The 17,672-nt window shown below is 62.2% G+C and carries 16 protein-coding genes; 10 read left to right on the top strand and 6 right to left on the bottom strand.

Features of this window, described 5'->3' with window-relative positions; all coding sequences use genetic code 11:
• The first annotated feature begins 130 nt into the window (after window positions 1-130).
• The 8 genes from ACESMZ_RS06620 (at window position 131) to ACESMZ_RS06585 (ending at window position 8,942) form a co-directional block, all read left to right on the top strand.
• Window positions 131-1,744 (top strand): ABC transporter substrate-binding protein, encoded by a 1,614-nt coding sequence (locus ACESMZ_RS06620; RefSeq protein WP_372958398.1) that lies wholly within the window; start codon window positions 131-133, stop codon window positions 1,742-1,744.
• A gap of 21 nt (window positions 1,745-1,765) precedes the next feature.
• Window positions 1,766-2,788 carry an ABC transporter permease gene (locus ACESMZ_RS06615; RefSeq protein WP_372958405.1) on the top strand — a complete coding sequence of 341 codons (1,023 nt, stop codon included), beginning with the start codon at window positions 1,766-1,768 and terminating at the stop codon, window positions 2,786-2,788.
• 1 nt (window position 2,789) lies between these two features.
• A complete protein-coding gene (locus ACESMZ_RS06610) occupies window positions 2,790-3,683 on the top strand; it encodes an ABC transporter permease (RefSeq protein ID WP_372972382.1) in 894 nt (297 codons plus the stop codon).
• 10 nt (window positions 3,684-3,693) lie between these two features.
• Entirely contained in the window at window positions 3,694-5,379 is a 1,686-nt protein-coding gene (locus ACESMZ_RS06605; RefSeq protein ID WP_372958400.1) for a dipeptide ABC transporter ATP-binding protein, read from the top strand.
• Window positions 5,376-6,077, top strand: a complete 702-nt coding sequence (locus ACESMZ_RS06600) for a GntR family transcriptional regulator (protein ID WP_372972397.1) — start codon at window positions 5,376-5,378, stop codon at window positions 6,075-6,077. Before ACESMZ_RS06605 ends, ACESMZ_RS06600 begins: the two co-directional genes overlap by 4 nt.
• Window positions 6,074-7,645, top strand: coding sequence for a gamma-glutamyltransferase family protein (locus tag ACESMZ_RS06595; RefSeq protein WP_372972381.1), 1,572 nt, complete (start codon window positions 6,074-6,076; stop codon window positions 7,643-7,645). Before ACESMZ_RS06600 ends, ACESMZ_RS06595 begins: the two co-directional genes overlap by 4 nt.
• Before the next feature lie 41 nt (window positions 7,646-7,686).
• On the top strand, window positions 7,687-8,478 hold the full coding sequence (locus ACESMZ_RS06590; protein WP_372972380.1) for a sulfite exporter TauE/SafE family protein: 792 nt from the start codon (window positions 7,687-7,689) through the stop codon (window positions 8,476-8,478).
• Between the two features lie 140 nt (window positions 8,479-8,618).
• The gene (locus ACESMZ_RS06585; protein ID WP_372958403.1) at window positions 8,619-8,942 is read left to right on the top strand and encodes a DUF3135 domain-containing protein; all 324 of its coding nucleotides are present in this window, start codon (window positions 8,619-8,621) and stop codon (window positions 8,940-8,942) included.
• A 303-nt stretch (window positions 8,943-9,245) separates the two neighbouring features.
• On the opposite strand, the gene ACESMZ_RS06580 is transcribed toward ACESMZ_RS06585, so the two are convergent.
• Window positions 9,246-9,713: an HAD family hydrolase gene (locus ACESMZ_RS06580; RefSeq protein WP_372958404.1), complete on the bottom strand. Its 468-nt coding sequence runs from the start codon at window positions 9,711-9,713 to the stop codon at window positions 9,246-9,248.
• Between the two features lie 528 nt (window positions 9,714-10,241).
• Between ACESMZ_RS06580 and ACESMZ_RS06575 the strand changes: the two genes are divergently transcribed.
• Both ACESMZ_RS06575 and ACESMZ_RS06570 read left to right on the top strand, forming a co-directional pair.
• The gene (locus ACESMZ_RS06575; protein WP_372972379.1) at window positions 10,242-11,132 is read left to right on the top strand and encodes a hypothetical protein; all 891 of its coding nucleotides are present in this window, start codon (window positions 10,242-10,244) and stop codon (window positions 11,130-11,132) included.
• Window positions 11,133-11,160: 28 nt separating this feature from the next.
• On the top strand, window positions 11,161-11,739 hold the full coding sequence (locus tag ACESMZ_RS06570; RefSeq protein WP_372958503.1) for a hypothetical protein: 579 nt from the start codon (window positions 11,161-11,163) through the stop codon (window positions 11,737-11,739).
• A 263-nt stretch (window positions 11,740-12,002) separates the two neighbouring features.
• Here ACESMZ_RS06570 and nuoN read toward each other — a convergent pair whose 3' ends face one another.
• From nuoN to nuoJ, 5 genes are read right to left on the bottom strand one after another with little or no spacing between them, the layout of a single operon-like run.
• Window positions 12,003-13,442 carry an NADH-quinone oxidoreductase subunit NuoN gene (gene nuoN / locus ACESMZ_RS06565; protein ID WP_372972396.1) on the bottom strand — a complete coding sequence of 480 codons (1,440 nt, stop codon included), beginning with the start codon at window positions 13,440-13,442 and terminating at the stop codon, window positions 12,003-12,005.
• Window positions 13,439-14,971, bottom strand: a complete 1,533-nt coding sequence (gene nuoM, locus ACESMZ_RS06560) for an NADH-quinone oxidoreductase subunit M (protein ID WP_372972378.1) — start codon at window positions 14,969-14,971, stop codon at window positions 13,439-13,441. Before nuoM ends, nuoN begins: the two co-directional genes overlap by 4 nt.
• The gene (gene nuoL / locus ACESMZ_RS06555; protein WP_372972377.1) at window positions 14,968-16,836 is read right to left on the bottom strand and encodes an NADH-quinone oxidoreductase subunit L; all 1,869 of its coding nucleotides are present in this window, start codon (window positions 16,834-16,836) and stop codon (window positions 14,968-14,970) included. Before nuoL ends, nuoM begins: the two co-directional genes overlap by 4 nt.
• On the bottom strand, window positions 16,833-17,141 hold the full coding sequence (gene nuoK, locus ACESMZ_RS06550; protein WP_372958507.1) for an NADH-quinone oxidoreductase subunit NuoK: 309 nt from the start codon (window positions 17,139-17,141) through the stop codon (window positions 16,833-16,835). The genes nuoL and nuoK overlap by 4 nt, the downstream gene beginning before the upstream one ends.
• Window positions 17,138-17,665 (bottom strand): NADH-quinone oxidoreductase subunit J, encoded by a 528-nt coding sequence (gene nuoJ / locus ACESMZ_RS06545; protein ID WP_372958508.1) that lies wholly within the window; start codon window positions 17,663-17,665, stop codon window positions 17,138-17,140. Before nuoJ ends, nuoK begins: the two co-directional genes overlap by 4 nt.
• Window positions 17,666-17,672 lie beyond the last annotated feature (7 nt).

The following is a 17,672-nucleotide window of genomic DNA, read 5'->3' as shown; positions in this document are numbered from 1 at the left end:
GAGACCGTATTCATGTCCTGGTAACTTGTTGAATATAAAATTTTTATTGAAATCCATCGGCGATTTCCACTGGGATTGGCCTTTCGGTTGCATACACATTTGGCAACAAACCTGCCGAGGAGTATGCAAAATGGATCGTCGTCACTTTCTGAAGGGAGCCGCCAGCCTGGGGCTGGGTGCGAGCCTTCTGCCTTACCTCAAGGTACTGCCTGCCAGTGCTGCGTCCAATGAAACCGCCGTGGTGGTGATTGGCGGGACCATCAACAGCCTTGATATCCACCGCAGCGGCACCAACCGGGACAGCTATCAGGTGGCCATCAACTGTTATGACCGCCTGGTATCCTTTGGCACCAAGGAAATGCCGGACGGCTCCCTGAGCTACGACTTTGACAACGTCCAGCCGGAACTCGCTGAGTCCTGGGAAATCAGCGATGATGGCACGGTGATGACCTTCACCATCCGCGAAGGCGCCACCTTCTGGGACGGTAAGCCGGTCACCGCCTACGACGTCAAGTGGTCCCTGGACCGTGCAGTTTCACTGGGGGGCTTTCCCACGGTGCAGATGAAGGCCGGACGACTGGAGTCGCCGGACCAGTTCGAGGCGGTGGACGACCGCACCTTCCGCATCACCCTGCCATTCCCGTCCAAGCTGGCACTGCCGGACCTGGCCACACCTATTCCCATCGTGATCAATTCCGAAGTGGCCAAAGCCAACGCCACAGACGACGACCCCTGGGCCACCGAATACCTGCACCGGAATCCTGCCGGTTCCGGGGCCTACAAGGTGGCCCGCTGGGACTCAGGTCAGCAGCTGGTGTACGAGCGCAATGATGACTGGATAGGTGGCGAGGTTCCCGGTTACCAGCGGGTGATTGTCCGCGAGGTTCCGTCCCAGTCCACCCGCCGGGCGCTGATCGAACGGGGCAATGTCAGTGCCTCCCATAACATCCCCAACAAGGATGCCAGGGAGCTGGCGGACAAGCCCGGGGTTAAGGTGGTGAGCACGCCCATCGAGAACTGTATCTATTCGTTGTGCACCAACCTGGACTTTGAACCGTTCAAGGACAAGCGGGTGCGTCAGGCCGTCGCCTGGTCGATTCCCTACCAGAAAATCTTCGAACAGGCTGCCTATGAGCAGGGCGTCCCCATGTGGGGTGGTTCCGACACGGTTGATGAAATCAGCTGGCCGCAGAAATCCCCCTACGAGGAGAATATCGAGAAAGCCCGGGCACTGATGGCCGAGGCCGGCTACGAGGATGGCTTCGAGGTGCCGCTGTCATTCAACCTGTCCCATGCCGACTGGGCCGAGCCTGCGGCCCTGCAGATCCAGCGCGGGCTTGAGAAGATCGGCATCCGCGCCAGCATCGAGAAGATCCCTGGCGCCAACTGGCGCACCATTGCCCTGGTGGACAAGAAACTCCCCCTGCACCTGGAAAACTTCGGCGGCTGGCTGAACACCCCGGACTATTACTTCTTCTGGGCTTACATCAAGGGCAACCTGTTCAACTCCTACAACTACGACAATCCGGAAATGGCCAAACTGGTGGACGACACACTGGACATGGCCATGGACCACCCGGATTACGAGCCCAACGTCCGGCGTATGATCGAACTGGCCTTTGACGATATCCCCCGGATTCCCCTGTGGCAGCCGACCCTGAACGTGGCCTTCAACGACAAGGTGGAAGGCTACGAGTACTGGTTCCATCGCCAGATGGACATCCGCGCCCTGGAACCGGCCTAAGGAGCGATCAACGTGCCTTTCATGCTGGACAGGCTGCGCAAGGTCGCCATGCGGCTATTGCAGGCAGTGCCCACGGTGTTCGGGATCCTGGTGGTGTGCTTCCTGCTGACCAGGGCACTGCCCGGGGACCCGGCCGCCTACTTTGCCGGTGACATGGCCGACGCCGAGTCCATCGAACGGTTACGCCAGGAGATGGGACTGGACCAGCCCCTGCCGGTGCAGTTCCTTACCTACCTCAAGGACCTGGCCGGGGGTGACCTTGGCATGGCAGTGTCCACCGGCCAGCCAGTGATGGCGGAGCTGGCCAGCCGCCTGCCGGCGTCCCTGGAACTGACCCTGGGAGCGTTGCTGCTGTCCTTCGTGATTGCCGTGCCCCTGGGCGTACTGGCAGCCACGCGGCCCAACACCTGGGTGGACCACCTGTGTCGTTTTCTGGTGACGGCAGGGGTGTCACTGCCTACCTTCTTCACCGGGCTGGTGCTGATGTATATCTTCTATTACCTGCTGGGATGGGCGCCGGCCCCCATGGGGCGACTGGACATGATGTACCTGCCACCGGACCCGGTGACCGGTTTCCTGACCATTGACGCCGCTATAGCCGGTGAATGGGAGGTACTGGGTGCCGCTCTGGCCCAGCTGGCGCTGCCCCTGATCACACTGGCGCTGTTCACCCTGGCGCCCATTGCCCGCATGACCCGGGCCGCCATGCTGCAGACCCTGGGAAGCGACTTCGTCCGCACTGCCCGGGCAGCGGGTCTCAGTGGTCGCCGGGTGCTGGTGACCTACGCCTTCCGCAATGCCCTGCTGCCAGTGGTGACCACCCTGGGCATGGTGTTTTCCTTCGTGCTCGGCGCCAATGTGCTGGTGGAAAAGGTGTTTGCCTGGCCAGGCATCGGCTCCTTCGCGGTGGAGGCCCTGGTGGTCTCCGACTACGCCGCGGTCCAGGGATTCGTGCTGTCCATGGCCCTGCTGTTTGTGGCCCTGAACCTGCTGATTGACGTGACTTACACTCTGATTGATCCCCGCGTGGGCGAGGAGGCCTGATATGACCAGTATGAGCACCCCGGCCTCACCAAAACTCGAGGGACCTACCCGCACCAGTTACTGGCAGCACCTGCGTCATGTGGCTTCGGAAAACCCGGTCACCGGCGTGGCCTTCGGTCTGTTCGCGCTGTTCATCGGAATGGCGGTGTTCGGTCCCTGGCTGGTGCCATTCGATCCGCTGGAGACCGATGTGGGGCCAGCGTTGCAGGCGCCCAGTGGTGCCCACTGGTTCGGTACCGACCAGTCGGGTCGCGATGTCTTCTCCCGGGTGGTGGTGGCTACTCGCCTGGATCTGCTGATCTCGGTCTCCGCCGTGGCCATCTCCTTCTTCCTGGGCTCCATCATGGGCAGTTTTGCCGGCTATTTCGGCGGCTGGACCGACCGCATAACCGGCCGCGTGGTGGATACCATCATGGCCTTTCCACTGTTTGTGCTGGCCATGGGGATTGTCGCCGCCGCCGGTAACACGGTAGAGAACATCGTCTATGCCACCGCCATCATTAACCTGCCCTTCTATGCCCGTATGGCCCGGGCGGAAGTGAGCATCCGTCGCAACGCCGGTTTCGTGCAGGCGGCGCGGCTGTCCGGTAACTCCGAGTTGCGGGTGCTGTTCGGCCACATTTTCCCCAACACCCTGCCGCCGATGATGGTGCAGATCTCCCTCAACATGGGCTGGGCCATCCTCAACGCCGCCGGTCTTTCGTTTATCGGCCTTGGTGTGCAGCCGCCAACGCCGGAGTGGGGCATCATGGTGGCCGAAGGTGCCAATTTCATTGTTTCCGGTGAGTGGTGGCTGGTGATGTTTCCGGGCCTGATGCTGATGCTGGCGGTGTTTACTTTCAACCTGATTGGTGACGGCTTGCGGGATCTGGTGGATCCCCAACGCCGCACCTGAGGAGCACACCATGAGCCAGCCGTTGCTCGATATACAGCGTCTGAGTGTGGACTTTGTCACCCGCAAGGGCACCGTGCGGGCCATTGACGATATCTCCCTGACCGTTGGCAAGGGCGAAACCCTGGGCATTGTCGGTGAGTCGGGGTCCGGCAAGTCGGTGACTTCCTATGCGGTAATGCGCATCCTCGACCGGGCCGGTCGTATTGCGGGGGGCAGCATCACCTACGGTGGCATGCCCCTGCACAAGGCCCGCGAGAAGGACATGCGGGACATCCGCGGCCGGGAGATCTCGATGATCTTCCAGAACCCCCGCGCCGCCCTCAATCCGATCCGCCGCATCGGCCACCAGGTGGCGGACGTGCTGATGCAGCACAGCCAGGCCACCCGGGGTAACGCCCGGCAAAAAGCCATCGAAATGCTGAAAGCGGTAAAGATCCGTGATGCGGAGCAGCGCTATAGCGCCTACCCCTTCGAACTCTCCGGGGGTATGTGCCAGCGGGTGGTGATCGCCATCGCCCTGGCCTGTCGGCCCCGGCTGCTGATCGCCGACGAGCCCACTACCGGCCTGGACGTGACCACCCAGAAGGCGGTGATGGACCTGATCGTCGAGCTTACCCGGGAGTACAGCATGTCCACCGTGCTGATCACCCACGACCTGGGACTGGCGGCGGCCTATTGTGACCGACTGGTGGTGATGGAGAAGGGCAAAATCGTCGAAGCCAACGGTTCCGCTGAAATGTTCCACCATCCCCGTGAGCAATATACCCGGCTGTTGCTGCAGGCCACGCCCCACAAGGATTCCCGGATCCGTGACCTGCTGACGCCACAAGCGCGGGCCCGGGCCATCACCTTGCCGGAAACCCGGACCCTGGGGGAGCCCATCCTTACGGTGAGTAACCTGCGCAAGCAGTTCGGCAAGCCTGGCACCGAGGGCTCGCACCTGGCGGTGCAGGACCTGTCATTCCGGATTCGCGAGGGCGAAAGCCTGGGGCTGGTGGGGGAAAGCGGCTGTGGCAAGTCCACCACCTCAGCCATGATCATGCGGTTGCTGGACACCAGCGGTGGCACCATCGAATTCCTGGGGCAGGACATCGCCCCGGTACCGGCCTCGAAGTTTGCGGCCCACCCCCTGCGGGGCAAGCTGCAGATGGTGTTCCAGGACCCCACCGACAGCCTCAACCCCCGCTGGAGCGCGGCCCAGTCTATTGGCGACCCGATTCACCGGCTGACTCCCCAGATGAGCCGCAGTGACCGGGAGCAGCGGGTGATCGAACTGGCGGGCCTGGTGGGTCTGCCGGTACACCTGCTGGACCGCTTCCCTCACCAGCTTTCCGGTGGCCAGAAGGCCCGTGTCGGCATTGCCCGGGCCATTGCCCTGGAACCGAAGCTGCTGATACTGGATGAGCCCACGGCAGCGCTGGATGTATCGGTGCAGGCGGTGGTGCTGAATCTGCTGGAAGACCTCAAGCATCGCCTGGGCATGAGTTATCTGTTCATCAGCCATGACCTGAACGTGGTGCGGCTGCTGTGCGACCGTATCATGGTGATGCAAAACGGCGTGGTGGTGGAGGAAGGTGACGCCGGCCAGTTGCTGGACGCCCCGCAGACCGACTACACCCGCAGCCTGCTGGCGGCCATCCCCCATCCGCCGGAGACCCACGGGGCAACTGCAGGAGAGACGGTTTGGGCAGGGTGACCATTCAACCGGAGCGCCGCAGTAAAGGCACGGTAGTGGACAGTATCGTGCAGACCCTGGCGGATGACATCATCAGTGGCAGTCTGACCCCGGGAACCAAACTGGACGCCCAGGCCATGGCAGAACGTTTCGGCGTTTCCCGCACCCCGATCCGCGAGACCTTTGGTCACCTGGCCGCCATGGGGCTGGTGACCCATCGGCCCAACCGGGGCGTGATTGTCGCCACCCTGTCACCGGGGGCCCTGGGGGACCTCTACGAGGCCATGGCGGAACTTGAAGCGGCGTTGGCACGACTGGCGGCGCTGCGCATGAATAGTGACCAGCGCCAGGCCCTGCTGGAACTGCATCAGGGGTCGGTGCACCTGGTACGGGATGGCACCGCCGACGACTATGCCCGGTACAACCAGCGCTTCCACCAATACATCTTCGAGGGCGCCCAGAGCAGTCAGCTACAGCAGCTGGCGGAAGCCACCCGCCACCGGCTGGCGCCGTTCCGCCGGGCCCAGTTTCGGCTCAGTAACCGGGTCAGCAAATCCTGGGAGGAACACGACGCCATTGTTCGCGCCATCCTCGCGGGTGATGCCGACGGTGTTGCGCGTCTGATGCGCCTGCATGTGCAGACGGTCAGCGCCATGTCGGCGGAATTTGTTGCCGAACATCAGTCTCACCCTGAGAAACAGGGCGCGTCCACGGCATGAAGGCCGAATCGAGAGCCGGGGTGATCTGCACCCCCGACCCACGGGCCACCGCAGCGGGGCAGTCGATACTGCAGGCCGGTGGCACCGCCATTGATGCTGCCACAGCCGCTGGTGCGGTGTTGTCCGTGATTTGTCCCCACATGTGTGGCATCGGCGGTGATGCCCTGTGGCTGCTGAGCGACGGCAGGCAGGTGGATACGCTGATGGGGCTGGGCCAGGCGGGCCATCGTCTGCCTGGAGCTGGTGCAATTGCCATGCGTGGCCCGGCGTCGGCAGCCACCACGGCGGGTGCCCTGCGGGCCTGGTCCCTGGCCCATGACTGGAGCCAGCATCGCTGGGGTTCCACCATGACCTGGCCGGACCTGCTGGAGCAGGCTATCGCCCTGGCCCGTGACGGCTATGGGGTTTCCGCCAACCAGGCATTCTGGCAGCAACAGCGCCAGGACCTGATCCGGGAACTGCCCGACCTTACCGCCCTTTGCTGCGATGTCACCGGGCAGTTTTTCGCCGAAGGCGCCCTTGTCACCCGTCCGGATCTGGCCACGACCCTGGCGCACCTGGCCCGGGTCGGCGTGGCGGATTTTTACCAGGGCGAGCTGGCCACCGCCCTGGCGGAAGGTTTCGACAGGCTGGGCAACGGCCTGACCCGGGAGGACCTGACCCGCACCCGGGCCTGGCACAGCGAGCCCCTGGGTATTCGATATAGATGCGGCACCCTGTACAACTTTCCGCCGCCGACCCAGGGTGTATACACTCTCAGCTCCCTGAATGCGCTGAGCTACGTGGACTTGTCCACGCTAACCAACGGGGGGGCCGATTACTTTCATTATCTGGTGGAAGCCATCAAGGCGCAGCTCAGGCAGCGCAACCAGAACCTCTGTGATCCGGCTGGCGGCACCCTGGACACCGGCCGCCTGCTCAGCCGGGAACGAGCAGCAGTGGACTACGCGGCCATTGACCCGGAGACCGCCGTACCCTGGACTGAGCAGGGCCAGCCAGCGGATACCGTCTGGCTTGCCGCCACCGATAGCGCAGGCCGGACGGCCTGCCTGATGCAGAGCCTGTTCCATGACTTCGGCTCCGGCTGCATGATCGGCGATACTGGCGTGCTCTGGCTCAACCGGGCCGCCGGCTTCAACCCGGACCCGACCCATGCCAATGGCTGGGCCCCGGGCAAGCGCCCGGCCCACACGCTTAACCCGTCCGCCTGGCTGGGAGACGACGGCCGGCAGTTCTATTTCGGCACCCAGGGCGGCGACGGCCAGCCCCAGACCCAGATGGTGCTGGCGACTCAGCTGGTGGACTATCGCCGGTCTGTGGACGAGGCCCTGTCGGCCCCACGCTTCCTGCAGGGGCGCAGTTTCTTCGGCAGCAGCGAGAAACTGAAACTGGAACAGACCATATCCGGGACCGTCGCCAGCGACCTGCTCCGCCGGGGCCATGATATCGAGTGGATCCCGGAACTGAGCCCGTTCACCGGCCTGGCCGGCGCCATTGCGGTATACCCCGACGGTCACCGGGAGGCCATGCACGACCCCCGGGGCGACGGCACCGCACTAAGTCAGTAAACGCTGACTCACCCTTTAAACATACGCAAGAAGGACACACCATGGATATGATCCTCGCCTGCTCTGCCTTGGGGATTGTCGCCGGCATACTGGCCGGCATGCTCGGGATAGGCGGCGGCGTCGTCATCGTGCCGGCCCTGGTGCTCATTCTCTCGGCCCAGGGCTTCCCTTCAGAGTTCATCGTCATTACCGCCGTCGCTACCTCACTGTGCACGATCATTTTTACCTCTGCCTCCGCCGCCCGGGCTCAGATCAAACGCCAGGCGGTAGACTGGGTCATCTTCAGACTCTGGGCTCCTACCGTGGTGACGGGCAGTTTCCTTAGCGGTTTTATCGCCGCCCGGTTACCCACTATCGTGCTGGAGGTCGGTATCGCCCTCTTCCTGCTGATGATTTCCCTCATCATGCTCAGCCGCTGGGTACCCGATCCGAAGCGCACCATGCCCGGCAAGGTCGGCACCACCGGCCTGGGCCTGTTCAGCGGCGTATTGTCCGGGCTCGCGGGTATCGGAGGCGGCAACGTGATGGTGCCGCTGATGGTTTTCTTCAACGTCCCCATGCAGCGGGCTGTGGCCACTTCCAGTACTCTGGGCTTCCCGCTGGCGGTGGTGGCGACCCTGGGCTATATCATCTCCGGCTGGGGCCGGTCACCGGCGGACTGGTCCCTGGGCTACGTCTATCTGCCAGCGGTGGCTCTGATTGCGGTATTCACGGTAATGCTGGCGCCGGTTGGAGTGGCCCTCAGTCATCGGATCCCGGCACCGACGCTCAAGCGCTGTTTTGGCGGGGTGCTGCTGGTGGTGGCCGGGCGGATGCTGTTCACCGCATTGTGAGGGAGCGCCGCTGGGCGCTAAGAACCGAGATCTGACGTTTTTGGTTACATTTTGGCAAATCTGATGGATTTGTGGGCTGCAGGGGCTAACTTTAGTAATGGTTGCGGTTTGATTTTTTGAGCCAGGGAAGGAGCACCATCATGGATATGCCCACATTCGAGCGACTGCGGACGCTTGCTGAGCGTGATCCGGCGGGTTTCGAAACTCTGCGCAGTGAGCTGATTGAAGACTGTATCAGTCAGAGTTCACCCTGCCATCAGAGCCGGTTGCGCGGCCTTCAGTTTGTGATTGATGCCAGGCGCCGGGTGGCCGGTAGTCCCGTGAAGGCGCTGGTGGAGATCCAGGCCATGATGTATGACTCGTTCCTGGAGCTGCGTCTGGCGCTCAGGGGGCAGCGGCGCCCTGCTGTACTGGCTTCGCAAGGGCGAGCGAAAGTTTTGGCTCTCCGTCGGCCATCCCGATGAGCATCAGATTGTTGTGAGTGGTTTGGCCAGTCCCCTGGGGACGGTAAAGTTTAATCCGGCGTGGTTGGTGTGGGGGTGGAAAGGGCCCCGGTCATGCCTGCCGGAACGAAAAACTTACGTTTTCCTGACTGTTCCGGCAGGCATGACCGGAGCCCTTTCTATCGGGCTTACCGAATAGCGCTTAGGTTCGATACATTGCCGAAAGGTCCCGGCGAGGCTTCCGAAACGAAAACCTCGTCCTCCTGACGGTTTCGGAAGCTCTGTCCAGAACGTCTCGTTCTGACTCCAGCATGGCTGCTGTGATCAGTGCAGCAACTCAATAAGCGTGCGTATGATTTTTACTCCTTCCGGTGCTCTTGCCGCTTTGGTTGTTAACCATACCGGTTGTATGCCTGTTGCCAGTGCGGGAGCGATATCCTTTTCGAAGCTGTCGCCAACCATAGTGGCCTCCGGAGCCGCGACGCCAAGTCGCTGGAGAATCCCGATAAGGAATTCGGCAGAGCCTTTTGGCATACCGACGTTCGACTGGCAGAAGTAACCCGAGATATACCGGTCCAGTCTGACACGACGAAACGCCTTTTGAATGTCTTCCACCGTCGAGTGGGCGGCACCGGTGGCCACGTAAATCTTGGCTTTAGCAGAAAGGTACGCCAGGGTGTTTTCGGCGCCCTCTACGGCTTGCACGTCAGCCCAGTCGCACATTTTTCCGGAGGAGCCGGGAAAGTCGACCATAAGGGTATCGCCCCAATCGAATAGGTATACCTTGGCCAAACGTGACTCCTTTGGGGATGATGACGTTTAATGCGGGTTGTGGGTTCGGGGGCGGAAAGGGCACCGGGTCTGCCTTCCGGAACGAAAAACTTATGTTTTCCTGACTGTTCCGGAAGGCAGACCCGGCGCCCTTTCTATAAGGCTTACTGGATAGCGCTTTGGGTGGATACATTGCCAGAGCGCAAAACGCAGGCACAGTCGCCACACAAGTAACTAGTGTAGATACTTGCTGAGGGCAGCACGCTCTGCTTTTATACAGCAATCGTGGTGACCTGCGAAAAGCCTGGCATGACTCGCCCCAGGGAACAACTCATCTCCGTTGCCGACACACCCTACTACCATGTCGTTTCCCGCTGCGTGCGGAGAACCTTCCTGTGCCGTTTAGGAGTGACTGTCCCTATTTTTTACGTCTAAGGCTGCCTCAGCACTTGATTGACGTACCTAACCGCCTGGGGCAGACTTCGCCAGTGCTCAAGGAGAAGAAGAGCACCGCATTTCCACAATGCCTGGTAAAACATGGAGGTCATCATGAGTGGTAGACTCATTTCCCAAAAGCAGATGGACGATCTGCGTTCCCGCTCCCGTCGACATACCCTGGCGAGAAAACTCCTCGAAGAATTTGGCTCCAACGCACTGGACGTCTACGTGCTGAACGCGCAGGAGATGACCCGTCTCTGGTTAAATCTGAATACCTCCAATCAGGCTAGAGAACGCGATTTTGAAGAACTCGTCGGAGCTTTGCCCAACACTGTAATCGACTATACCTCCCCGGTTCTGGACAGTGTTGTTCTGACCAAATTGGGCAAAGACCTCTCCAGATCAGGTAATTTTCTTGGCGCATACCGGGTTATTAGTCGAGAGGGAAAGTCTCTGATTGTCTTTGGAGGATACCCCGGGTTACGTCGTCACCTTACAGCTCCGATTTACGGAATCAATCATCCTAAAGTTGTGCGAATGGGCGTAGGGAAATCAGCGGCCAATGCCATGCTTCGAAGCGGGCTGCTTCTTACTTTAATCATCAGTCCGGTCGTGCGGACCATCGAATGGCTATTTATAGATGAGAAAGCCACTCTGGAACTAGTCTTGGCCCGCATATCTACTGATATAACTAAAGGTCTTATTGCAACGGGCATCGGTTACGTCGGCTCGGCATTCGTCGCGGCTGCATTTGGAAGCAGTGTCGTAGCTGTGGCACCCATCGCAGCCGGGATTGCTGTGGCAGTGACTATCACCCTCACTCTCAATTCGATTGATGAAGAACTAGCCCTGACCCAGAAACTTGCGGATAGCCTTGCTGACGCCAGGAAGGATTGGCTAATAACCACTGGCCGAATTCGATGGGAATTCAACTACTATTTCTCGACCCCAGAGGGAGCCCTTGACTTCATAAGGCGGTTCCCTGGCAACCGAAGCTGGTGATATTAATTCATCGTCCCAGGAAAAATCAGTGAAAACAACCCATGTGGATAAGACACAGGGCAATCGTCTTTTGCTCGCCTTAGGCGGCGTATTTTTCATCGTCCTGACAATCGGACTAGGGGTGATCGGGTCGTGTCTGCTCTCTAATAGTCATCAACGATACGCCGAATGGCTGTCATCTGACGCCCATGTCATTGTGGTAGATACGGGCACATCTATATTCTATGGCAATCCGCTTCTGCTTATAGGACTATTCATTATCGGCTGCTATGGAGCGTATATCGGAGTTCGTGGGCATCGAAACCAATGGTTCGACAAGCACTGTTTAAAGCCGCTTGGCGGAGTAATTGTAGCTGGCCTCGTACTGATGTTTGTTGGGAAATATTATGGTAATACCTACTGGGATCAAGCTCTTAAAACTGAAGGATATATTCAATGTAATGGATCGTTTGCCTTAACCGGAAAGTGGGCGATTGACGTCTGGGCCCAGAGTTCTGCGATCTGCATGGACCCCAACCTCAAGGATGCACTCCGCCATTCGAAGGGCAGTGTTTACAAGATAAACGACTATTACTCTCCGCCTGAAAATATGGCGGACGTTCCCTGAAAGCCTTCCCCTATGTACGGCGTCAACTATCTTGGCCGGTTGACGGTGATCTCACAGAACTTCGTTTAGATTACCGGGCGCACATTCGAGTCGATGTTTTTAAGCTGAAAGTATCCGTAGCAAACCCCTCTTTACTCTGCTGTGCCGATTGGGGGCCGGGGTTCCAGAACAGTCAGGAAAACGAAGTTTTTCGTTCTGGAACCCCGGCCCCCAATCGGCACCACCTCTAAATCAACAGGCAAGGGAGACCTGAATAAACTCGGTCACAATACCCCGGACAAGCCAACAACCCAGTCAATAACCGGCGCCGGATAAACCCCGATGACCAGGATCAGCCCAGCCACCACCATCAGGGTCAGGCCGCCAACACGGCTCCCCCAGTCCTCGGTTGCATCCCGCCGGCGCATCCCGGGTTCCGGCATATACAGGGTCACCATCACCCGCAGGTAATAGAACAGCCCGATGGCACTGCCGGCGATTATGCCGCCCACCAGCCACCACCGGGCATCCGCCACGCCCAGGGCGAGCACATAGAACTTCCCGATAAACCCGGCAGTTAGTGGAATACCCGCCAGGGACAGAAACGCCACGGTCATCACCGCCGCCAGCCAGGGCCGGCGCCAGAACAACCCACGGTAGTGATGCAACCCCGCAGCATCCTCGCCGCCAAACGGACTGGACACCTGGGTAACCACACCAAAGGCGGCCAGGGTGGTGACCAGGTAGGTGATCAGGTAGACGCCGGTGGCTTCCACCGCCAGCTGGCCCCCTACCACAATGGCCACCATCAGGTAGCCGAAATGGGCGATGGACGAATAGCCCAACAGCCTTTTCAGGTTGGGCTGGAACAGGGCCAGCAGGTTACCGCCGAGCATGGTGATCAGGGCCAGCAGGGTGAACAGGGTGCGCAACCATTCACTGTCGAAAATGGGTGCTACCATGACCAGCCGCAGCAGCACCAGGAACACCGCCAGCTTGCTCACCGTGGCCAGGAATATGGTGGCCGGGGCCGGGCCGCCCTGGTAGACGTCCGGGGTCCACAGGTGGAAAGGCACGATGGACAGCTTGAAGCCCAGGCCCACCACCATCAGCACGGCGCCTGCCAGGGTCCAGGGGTCCGGTGTTGCTGCCAACCCGGCAGCCAGGCCGGCCAGGTCCATGCGGCCGGTACGGGCATAGATCAGCGCCATGCCGAACAGCAGGAAGGCGGTGGCGGCGGCGGACAGCACCAGGTACTTGATGCCCGCCTCCAGGGACCGTTCCGCCCGGAAACTGTAGGCCAGCATGCCGTACAGGGGCATGGAGAGTAGCTCCAGGCTGATGAACAGCGTGGCCAGGTGCTCGCTGGCCACCAGCCCCAGGGCACCGGTCACCGCGCACAGCAGCAGCAGGTAGAACTCTTCCCGGGGGCCGATGTAGCCGGTCAGGTAATGGTGGCTCAGGGCCACGGTCACCAGGGCGCACAGCAGTACCAGCACGCTGCCCATGATGGCCAGGCCGTCCACGGTCATCAGCGGTGGTGATGTCAGGGCCCCGGCGGCCAGGGGCACACTCAGCAGGGCCAGCACCAGGCCACCGGCGGAGATCACGGCGGTACCGGCATGGTGCCGCTGCCAGGCGATGCCCAGCATCACCACCACGGCGGTGGTGGCGACGATGATCAGGGGTAACAGGGAGATCAGGTTCGTCAGGGTCAGCATCAGTTCACCTCCCCTGCCCGGACGGCCAGATCGGCGCCGTCGGCGAACAGTTCAGCCACCGGCGCGGCCACGGCGGCGGTGGTGTCCAGCAGGGGCTGCGGGTAGAGCCCCACGGCGATCGTCAGCGCTAACAGCGTGAGCATCATGCCGTACTCCCGGGCATCGGGCCCCGCCAGCGGCCCCGGCCGGTACTCAGGACCGTAGTGCACCCGCTGCATCAGCAGCAGGGAGTAGATGGCCGCCAGCACCAGCCCGACACTGGCGATCACCACCACCACCGGTGCGCTGGGGAAGGTGCCGAACAGCACCATGAATTCCCCCACGAAGTTGGCCGTAGCCGGCATGCCCAGGGAGGCAGCAACAAAACACAGGGTGAACCCGGGCAGCACCGGTATCCGGCTCCACAACCCACCCATGGTGCGCATGTCCCGGGTGTGGATGCGTTCGTAAAGCTGGCCGCTGAGGATAAACAGCCCGGCGCTGGAGAAGGCGTGGGCCACCATCAGGATAATGGCCCCCTGGATGGCCAGTTCCGAGCCGGAATACAGGGCAATCAGCACAAAGCCCATGTGGGAGATACTGGTGTAGGCGATCAGCCGCTTGATGTCCTGCTGGCCGCAGGCCAGAACCGCGCCGTAGATGATGCCCACCAGCCCCAGGGTCATGGCCACCGGGGCAAAGGCGGCGGACTGCTCCGGGAACAGCGGCAGTGCAAAGCGGATCATGCCGTAGGCGGCGGTTTTCAGCAGGATGCCCGCCAGGTCGACGCTGCCGGCTGTAGGTGCCTGGGCGTGGGCATCCGGCAGCCAGCCGTGGAAGGGCACCACCGGCAGCTTCACCGCGAAGGCGATAAAGAACCCCAGCATCAGCCAGAAGGCCAGGGGTTCCGGAACATCGGTGCCCCGCAGCACGTCATAGCTGAAGGACAGCTCGCCGGTATTGCTGTAATGGACGAACACCAGCGCAATGATGGCCACCAGCATCAGCAGGCCGCTGGCCTGGGTGTAGATGAAGAAGCGGGTGGCAGCGCGGATGCGGGTCTGGCCCGGGGAGCCACTGTGGCCCCACAGGGCAATCAGGAAGTACATGGGCACCAGCATCATTTCCCAGAACAGGAAGAACAGGAACAGGTCCAGGGCCAGGAACACGCCTACGACACCGCCGAGAATGAACAGCAGGTTCAGGTGGAAGAAGCCCACCCGGTGGGCAATCTCGTGCCAGGAGCAGAGCACCGCCAGGGTGCCGAGGAAGCCGGTGAGCGCCACCAGGATCAGCGACAGGCCGTCCAGGGCCAGGTGAATCTCGATGCCGAAGCGGGGAATCCACGGCGCCCGCCACTCCAGCAGCCACTGGCTCCCGCCGCTGCCGGGGAGGCTGAAGTCGCCCCCCAGCCACAGGAACACGCTGATCACCAGCACGAACAGCATGGTGGCCAGGGCGATCCAGCGGGGGGCCCGGTCGCCCCAGCGCTCCGCCTGCCAGCTGAGCAGGCCACCCAGGAAGGGAATCAGGATCAGCCACACCAGGATCATGCGCCACCTCCCGGCACCAGGGCCAGCGCAAGCAGTATCACCGTGGCACCGAAGACCATCACCACCGCATAGCTGCGGGTACGCCCGTTCTGGCTGCGCACCAGGCCGGCGTTGAACACCCGGGCGATCAGGGCCGGCAGGTTCATGACCAGGTTGATAAAGTCGAACCGCAGCATCCGTACACTCCATTGCCAGGGCCGCACCAGCACCCGGTCGAACAGGGCGTCAAAGCCCCAGGCGTGGTGCCACAGCTTCCACAGACGGGCGCCGGCGCCCCGGCCGGCGATGTCGTCAAGCCACGGCCGGCGCATCAGGAACAGCCACCCGGCCAGGGCCAGGCCGGCGATGGCGGCGCCCATGGCCAGTACCTGCAGCAGGGTGTGGCCGGCGTCGGTGGTGTCCCCCGGCGCTTCCGGGAACAGCCCACCCAGACCCGGATAGAGCCAGGCACCGATGAAGGTGGACAGCACCGCCAGTACCACCAGGGGCAGGTGATGGGTGAGCAGGCTGGTGCCGGGCTCCGGGTGGCGGGCGTGGTCGCTGCCCGGCTCGCCGTGGAAGGTGCCCAGGATCAGCCGCACCGTGTACAGGCCCGTGAGCACCGCCCCCAGCAGGCCGGCGATCAACAGCCCGGTCTGGTCCGCCGCCATGGCCTGCCACAGGATCTCATCCTTGCTGAAGAACCCGGCGGTTATCAGTGGCAGGGCCACCAGTGCTGCACCACCCACGAGAAAGCCCCCGTACGCCACTGGCAGCCTGCGCCACAGGCCGCCCAGCTTGCCCATATCCTGTTCATGGTGGCAGCTGATAATCACCGCCCCGGCGGACAGGAACAGCAGGGCCTTGAAGAAGGCGTGGGTGACCAGGTGGAAGATGGCGGCGTCGAAGGCCCCCACCCCCAGGGCAAGGAACATATAGCCGATCTGGCTCATGGTGGAATAGGCCAGCACCCGCTTGATATCGGTCTGGGCCAGGGCGGCGAAGGCCGCCAGCAACAGGGAAACGGCCCCGATTACCCCCACCAGCAGCATCACGTCCGGCGCCAGCAGAAACAGCCCGTTCAGGCGGGCGATCAGGTAGACCCCGGCGGTGACCATGGTGGCGGCGTGGATCAGGGCGGACACCGGCGTGGGGCCGGCCATGGCGTCCGGCAGCCAGGTGTGCAGCGGCACCTGGGCGGACTTGCCCAGGGCGCCGCCGAGAACCAGCAGGGCGGCCAGGCTGGCGGTGGCGCTGCCCTGCTCCCAGAGTTCCGGTGCCCGGGCCAGCACCGTGGCGATGTCCAGGGTGCCCAGCTCCATGAAGACCAGGAACAGCCCCAGGGCCAGGAACACATCGCCGATGCGGGTCACCACAAAGGCCTTGAAGGCGGCCCGGGCATTGGCCAGGCCATGGTAGTAGTAGCCGATAAGCCCGTAGCTGCACAGGCCCACGCCTTCCCAGCCCAGGAACAGCAACAGCAGGTTGTCCCCCAGCACCAGCAGCATCATGCTGAACACGAACAGGTTCATCCAGGCGTAGAAGCGGGTGATGCCCGCCTCGCCGGTCATGTACCAGGCGGCGAACAGGTGGATCAGAAAGCCCACGCCGGTGATCACCGACATCATCACCAGGGCCAGGCCGTCCACCGCCAGGCCGATGGTGGGCCGGAAGTCGCCCACCGCGATCCAGGTCCACAGGGTGATCACCTCCCGGTCACCGGTGTGGGAGAGCACCGCCCATAAGGTGGCCAGGGCTGCCAGCCCCACGCTGCCCACGCCAATCACCGAACTGGCCCGGGCGCCCAGACGGCCGCCGGAAAACGCCAGCACCAGGGTGCCTATCAGGGGTAACAGGAACGAAAGTACGACCGGTGTAGCCATCATCCACGCATCCTGCTGGCTGCATCGAGATCAAGGGAACGGAAGCGCTGGTACAGCTGGATCATCAGCGCCAGGCCGACGGCAGCCTCCGCCGCTGCCAGGGTGATCACCAGCAGGAACATGGCCTGGCCGTCCGGCTGGTTCCAGGCGGTGGCCCCCACCACGAATGCCAGGGCTGCGGCGTTGAGCATCACCTCCAGGCTCATCAGCACGAAGAGCATGCTGCGCCGGAGCATCAGCCCCGCCAGCCCCAGGCTGAACAGGATGCTGGCCAGGATCAGGCCGTGTTCCATGGGGATCCCGTTCATGGGGAGCCTCCACGGTTCTCGGTATTGCGCAGAGGGTTGCGGCGCCGCCCTACATGGGAGGCAGTGACCAGCGCCGCCAGTAGCAGGATAGCGGCCAGTTCCACCACCATCAGCCAGGGGCCGAACAGGGTCAGGCCCACGGCCCTGGCGGTGAGCAATTCGCCGTCGATGAGCTCGCTTACCCCACCCTGACGAAGCAGTGCCAGCAACGCCCCCAGCAGGACCAGCGCCAGCAGCGATGGTCCCAACCAGTAGCGGGGATGGGTCCAGGTCAGTTCCCGATCCGCATCCGGGCGCAGGTTGAGCATCATCACCACGAACACAAACAGCACCATGATGGCGCCGGCGTAGACAATGATCTCCAGGGCGCCGGCAAAGGGGGCCCCCAGGGCGAAGAACACCATGGCCACGGCAATCAGCGAGACAATCAGGTACACCACCGCATGCACCGGGCTGGTGCCGGTGATTACCCCGATGGTGGCCAGCACCGCCACCAGGCTGCTGAGGTAGAACGCGATCTCCATCAGGTCC

The sequence above is a fragment of the Marinobacter sp. genome (assembly GCF_041690615.1).
Classification (GTDB): domain Bacteria; phylum Pseudomonadota; class Gammaproteobacteria; order Pseudomonadales; family Oleiphilaceae; genus Marinobacter.
This window is presented reverse-complemented; position numbering and strand designations above follow the sequence as displayed.

Bases quoted from the DNA above. Each gene is read 5' to 3' on its own strand.
- ACESMZ_RS06620 (WP_372958398.1), top strand. From the start codon at position 131: ATGGATCGTCGTCACTTTCTGAAGGGAGCCGCCAGCCTGGGGCTGGGT.
- ACESMZ_RS06585 (WP_372958403.1), top strand. From the start codon at position 8,619: ATGGATATGCCCACATTCGAGCGACTGCGGACGCTTGCTGAGCGTGAT.
- nuoK (WP_372958507.1), bottom strand. From the start codon at position 17,141: ATGAACGGGATCCCCATGGAACACGGCCTGATCCTGGCCAGCATCCTG.
- ACESMZ_RS06605 (WP_372958400.1), top strand. From the start codon at position 3,694: ATGAGCCAGCCGTTGCTCGATATACAGCGTCTGAGTGTGGACTTTGTC.
- ACESMZ_RS06575 (WP_372972379.1), top strand. From the start codon at position 10,242: ATGAGTGGTAGACTCATTTCCCAAAAGCAGATGGACGATCTGCGTTCC.
- nuoL (WP_372972377.1), bottom strand. From the start codon at position 16,836: ATGATGGCTACACCGGTCGTACTTTCGTTCCTGTTACCCCTGATAGGC.
- ACESMZ_RS06610 (WP_372972382.1), top strand. From the start codon at position 2,790: ATGACCAGTATGAGCACCCCGGCCTCACCAAAACTCGAGGGACCTACC.
- nuoJ (WP_372958508.1), bottom strand. From the start codon at position 17,665: ATGGAGATCGCGTTCTACCTCAGCAGCCTGGTGGCGGTGCTGGCCACC.
- ACESMZ_RS06615 (WP_372958405.1), top strand. From the start codon at position 1,766: ATGCTGGACAGGCTGCGCAAGGTCGCCATGCGGCTATTGCAGGCAGTG.
- ACESMZ_RS06595 (WP_372972381.1), top strand. From the start codon at position 6,074: ATGAAGGCCGAATCGAGAGCCGGGGTGATCTGCACCCCCGACCCACGG.
- ACESMZ_RS06590 (WP_372972380.1), top strand. From the start codon at position 7,687: ATGGATATGATCCTCGCCTGCTCTGCCTTGGGGATTGTCGCCGGCATA.
- nuoM (WP_372972378.1), bottom strand. From the start codon at position 14,971: ATGATCCTGGTGTGGCTGATCCTGATTCCCTTCCTGGGTGGCCTGCTC.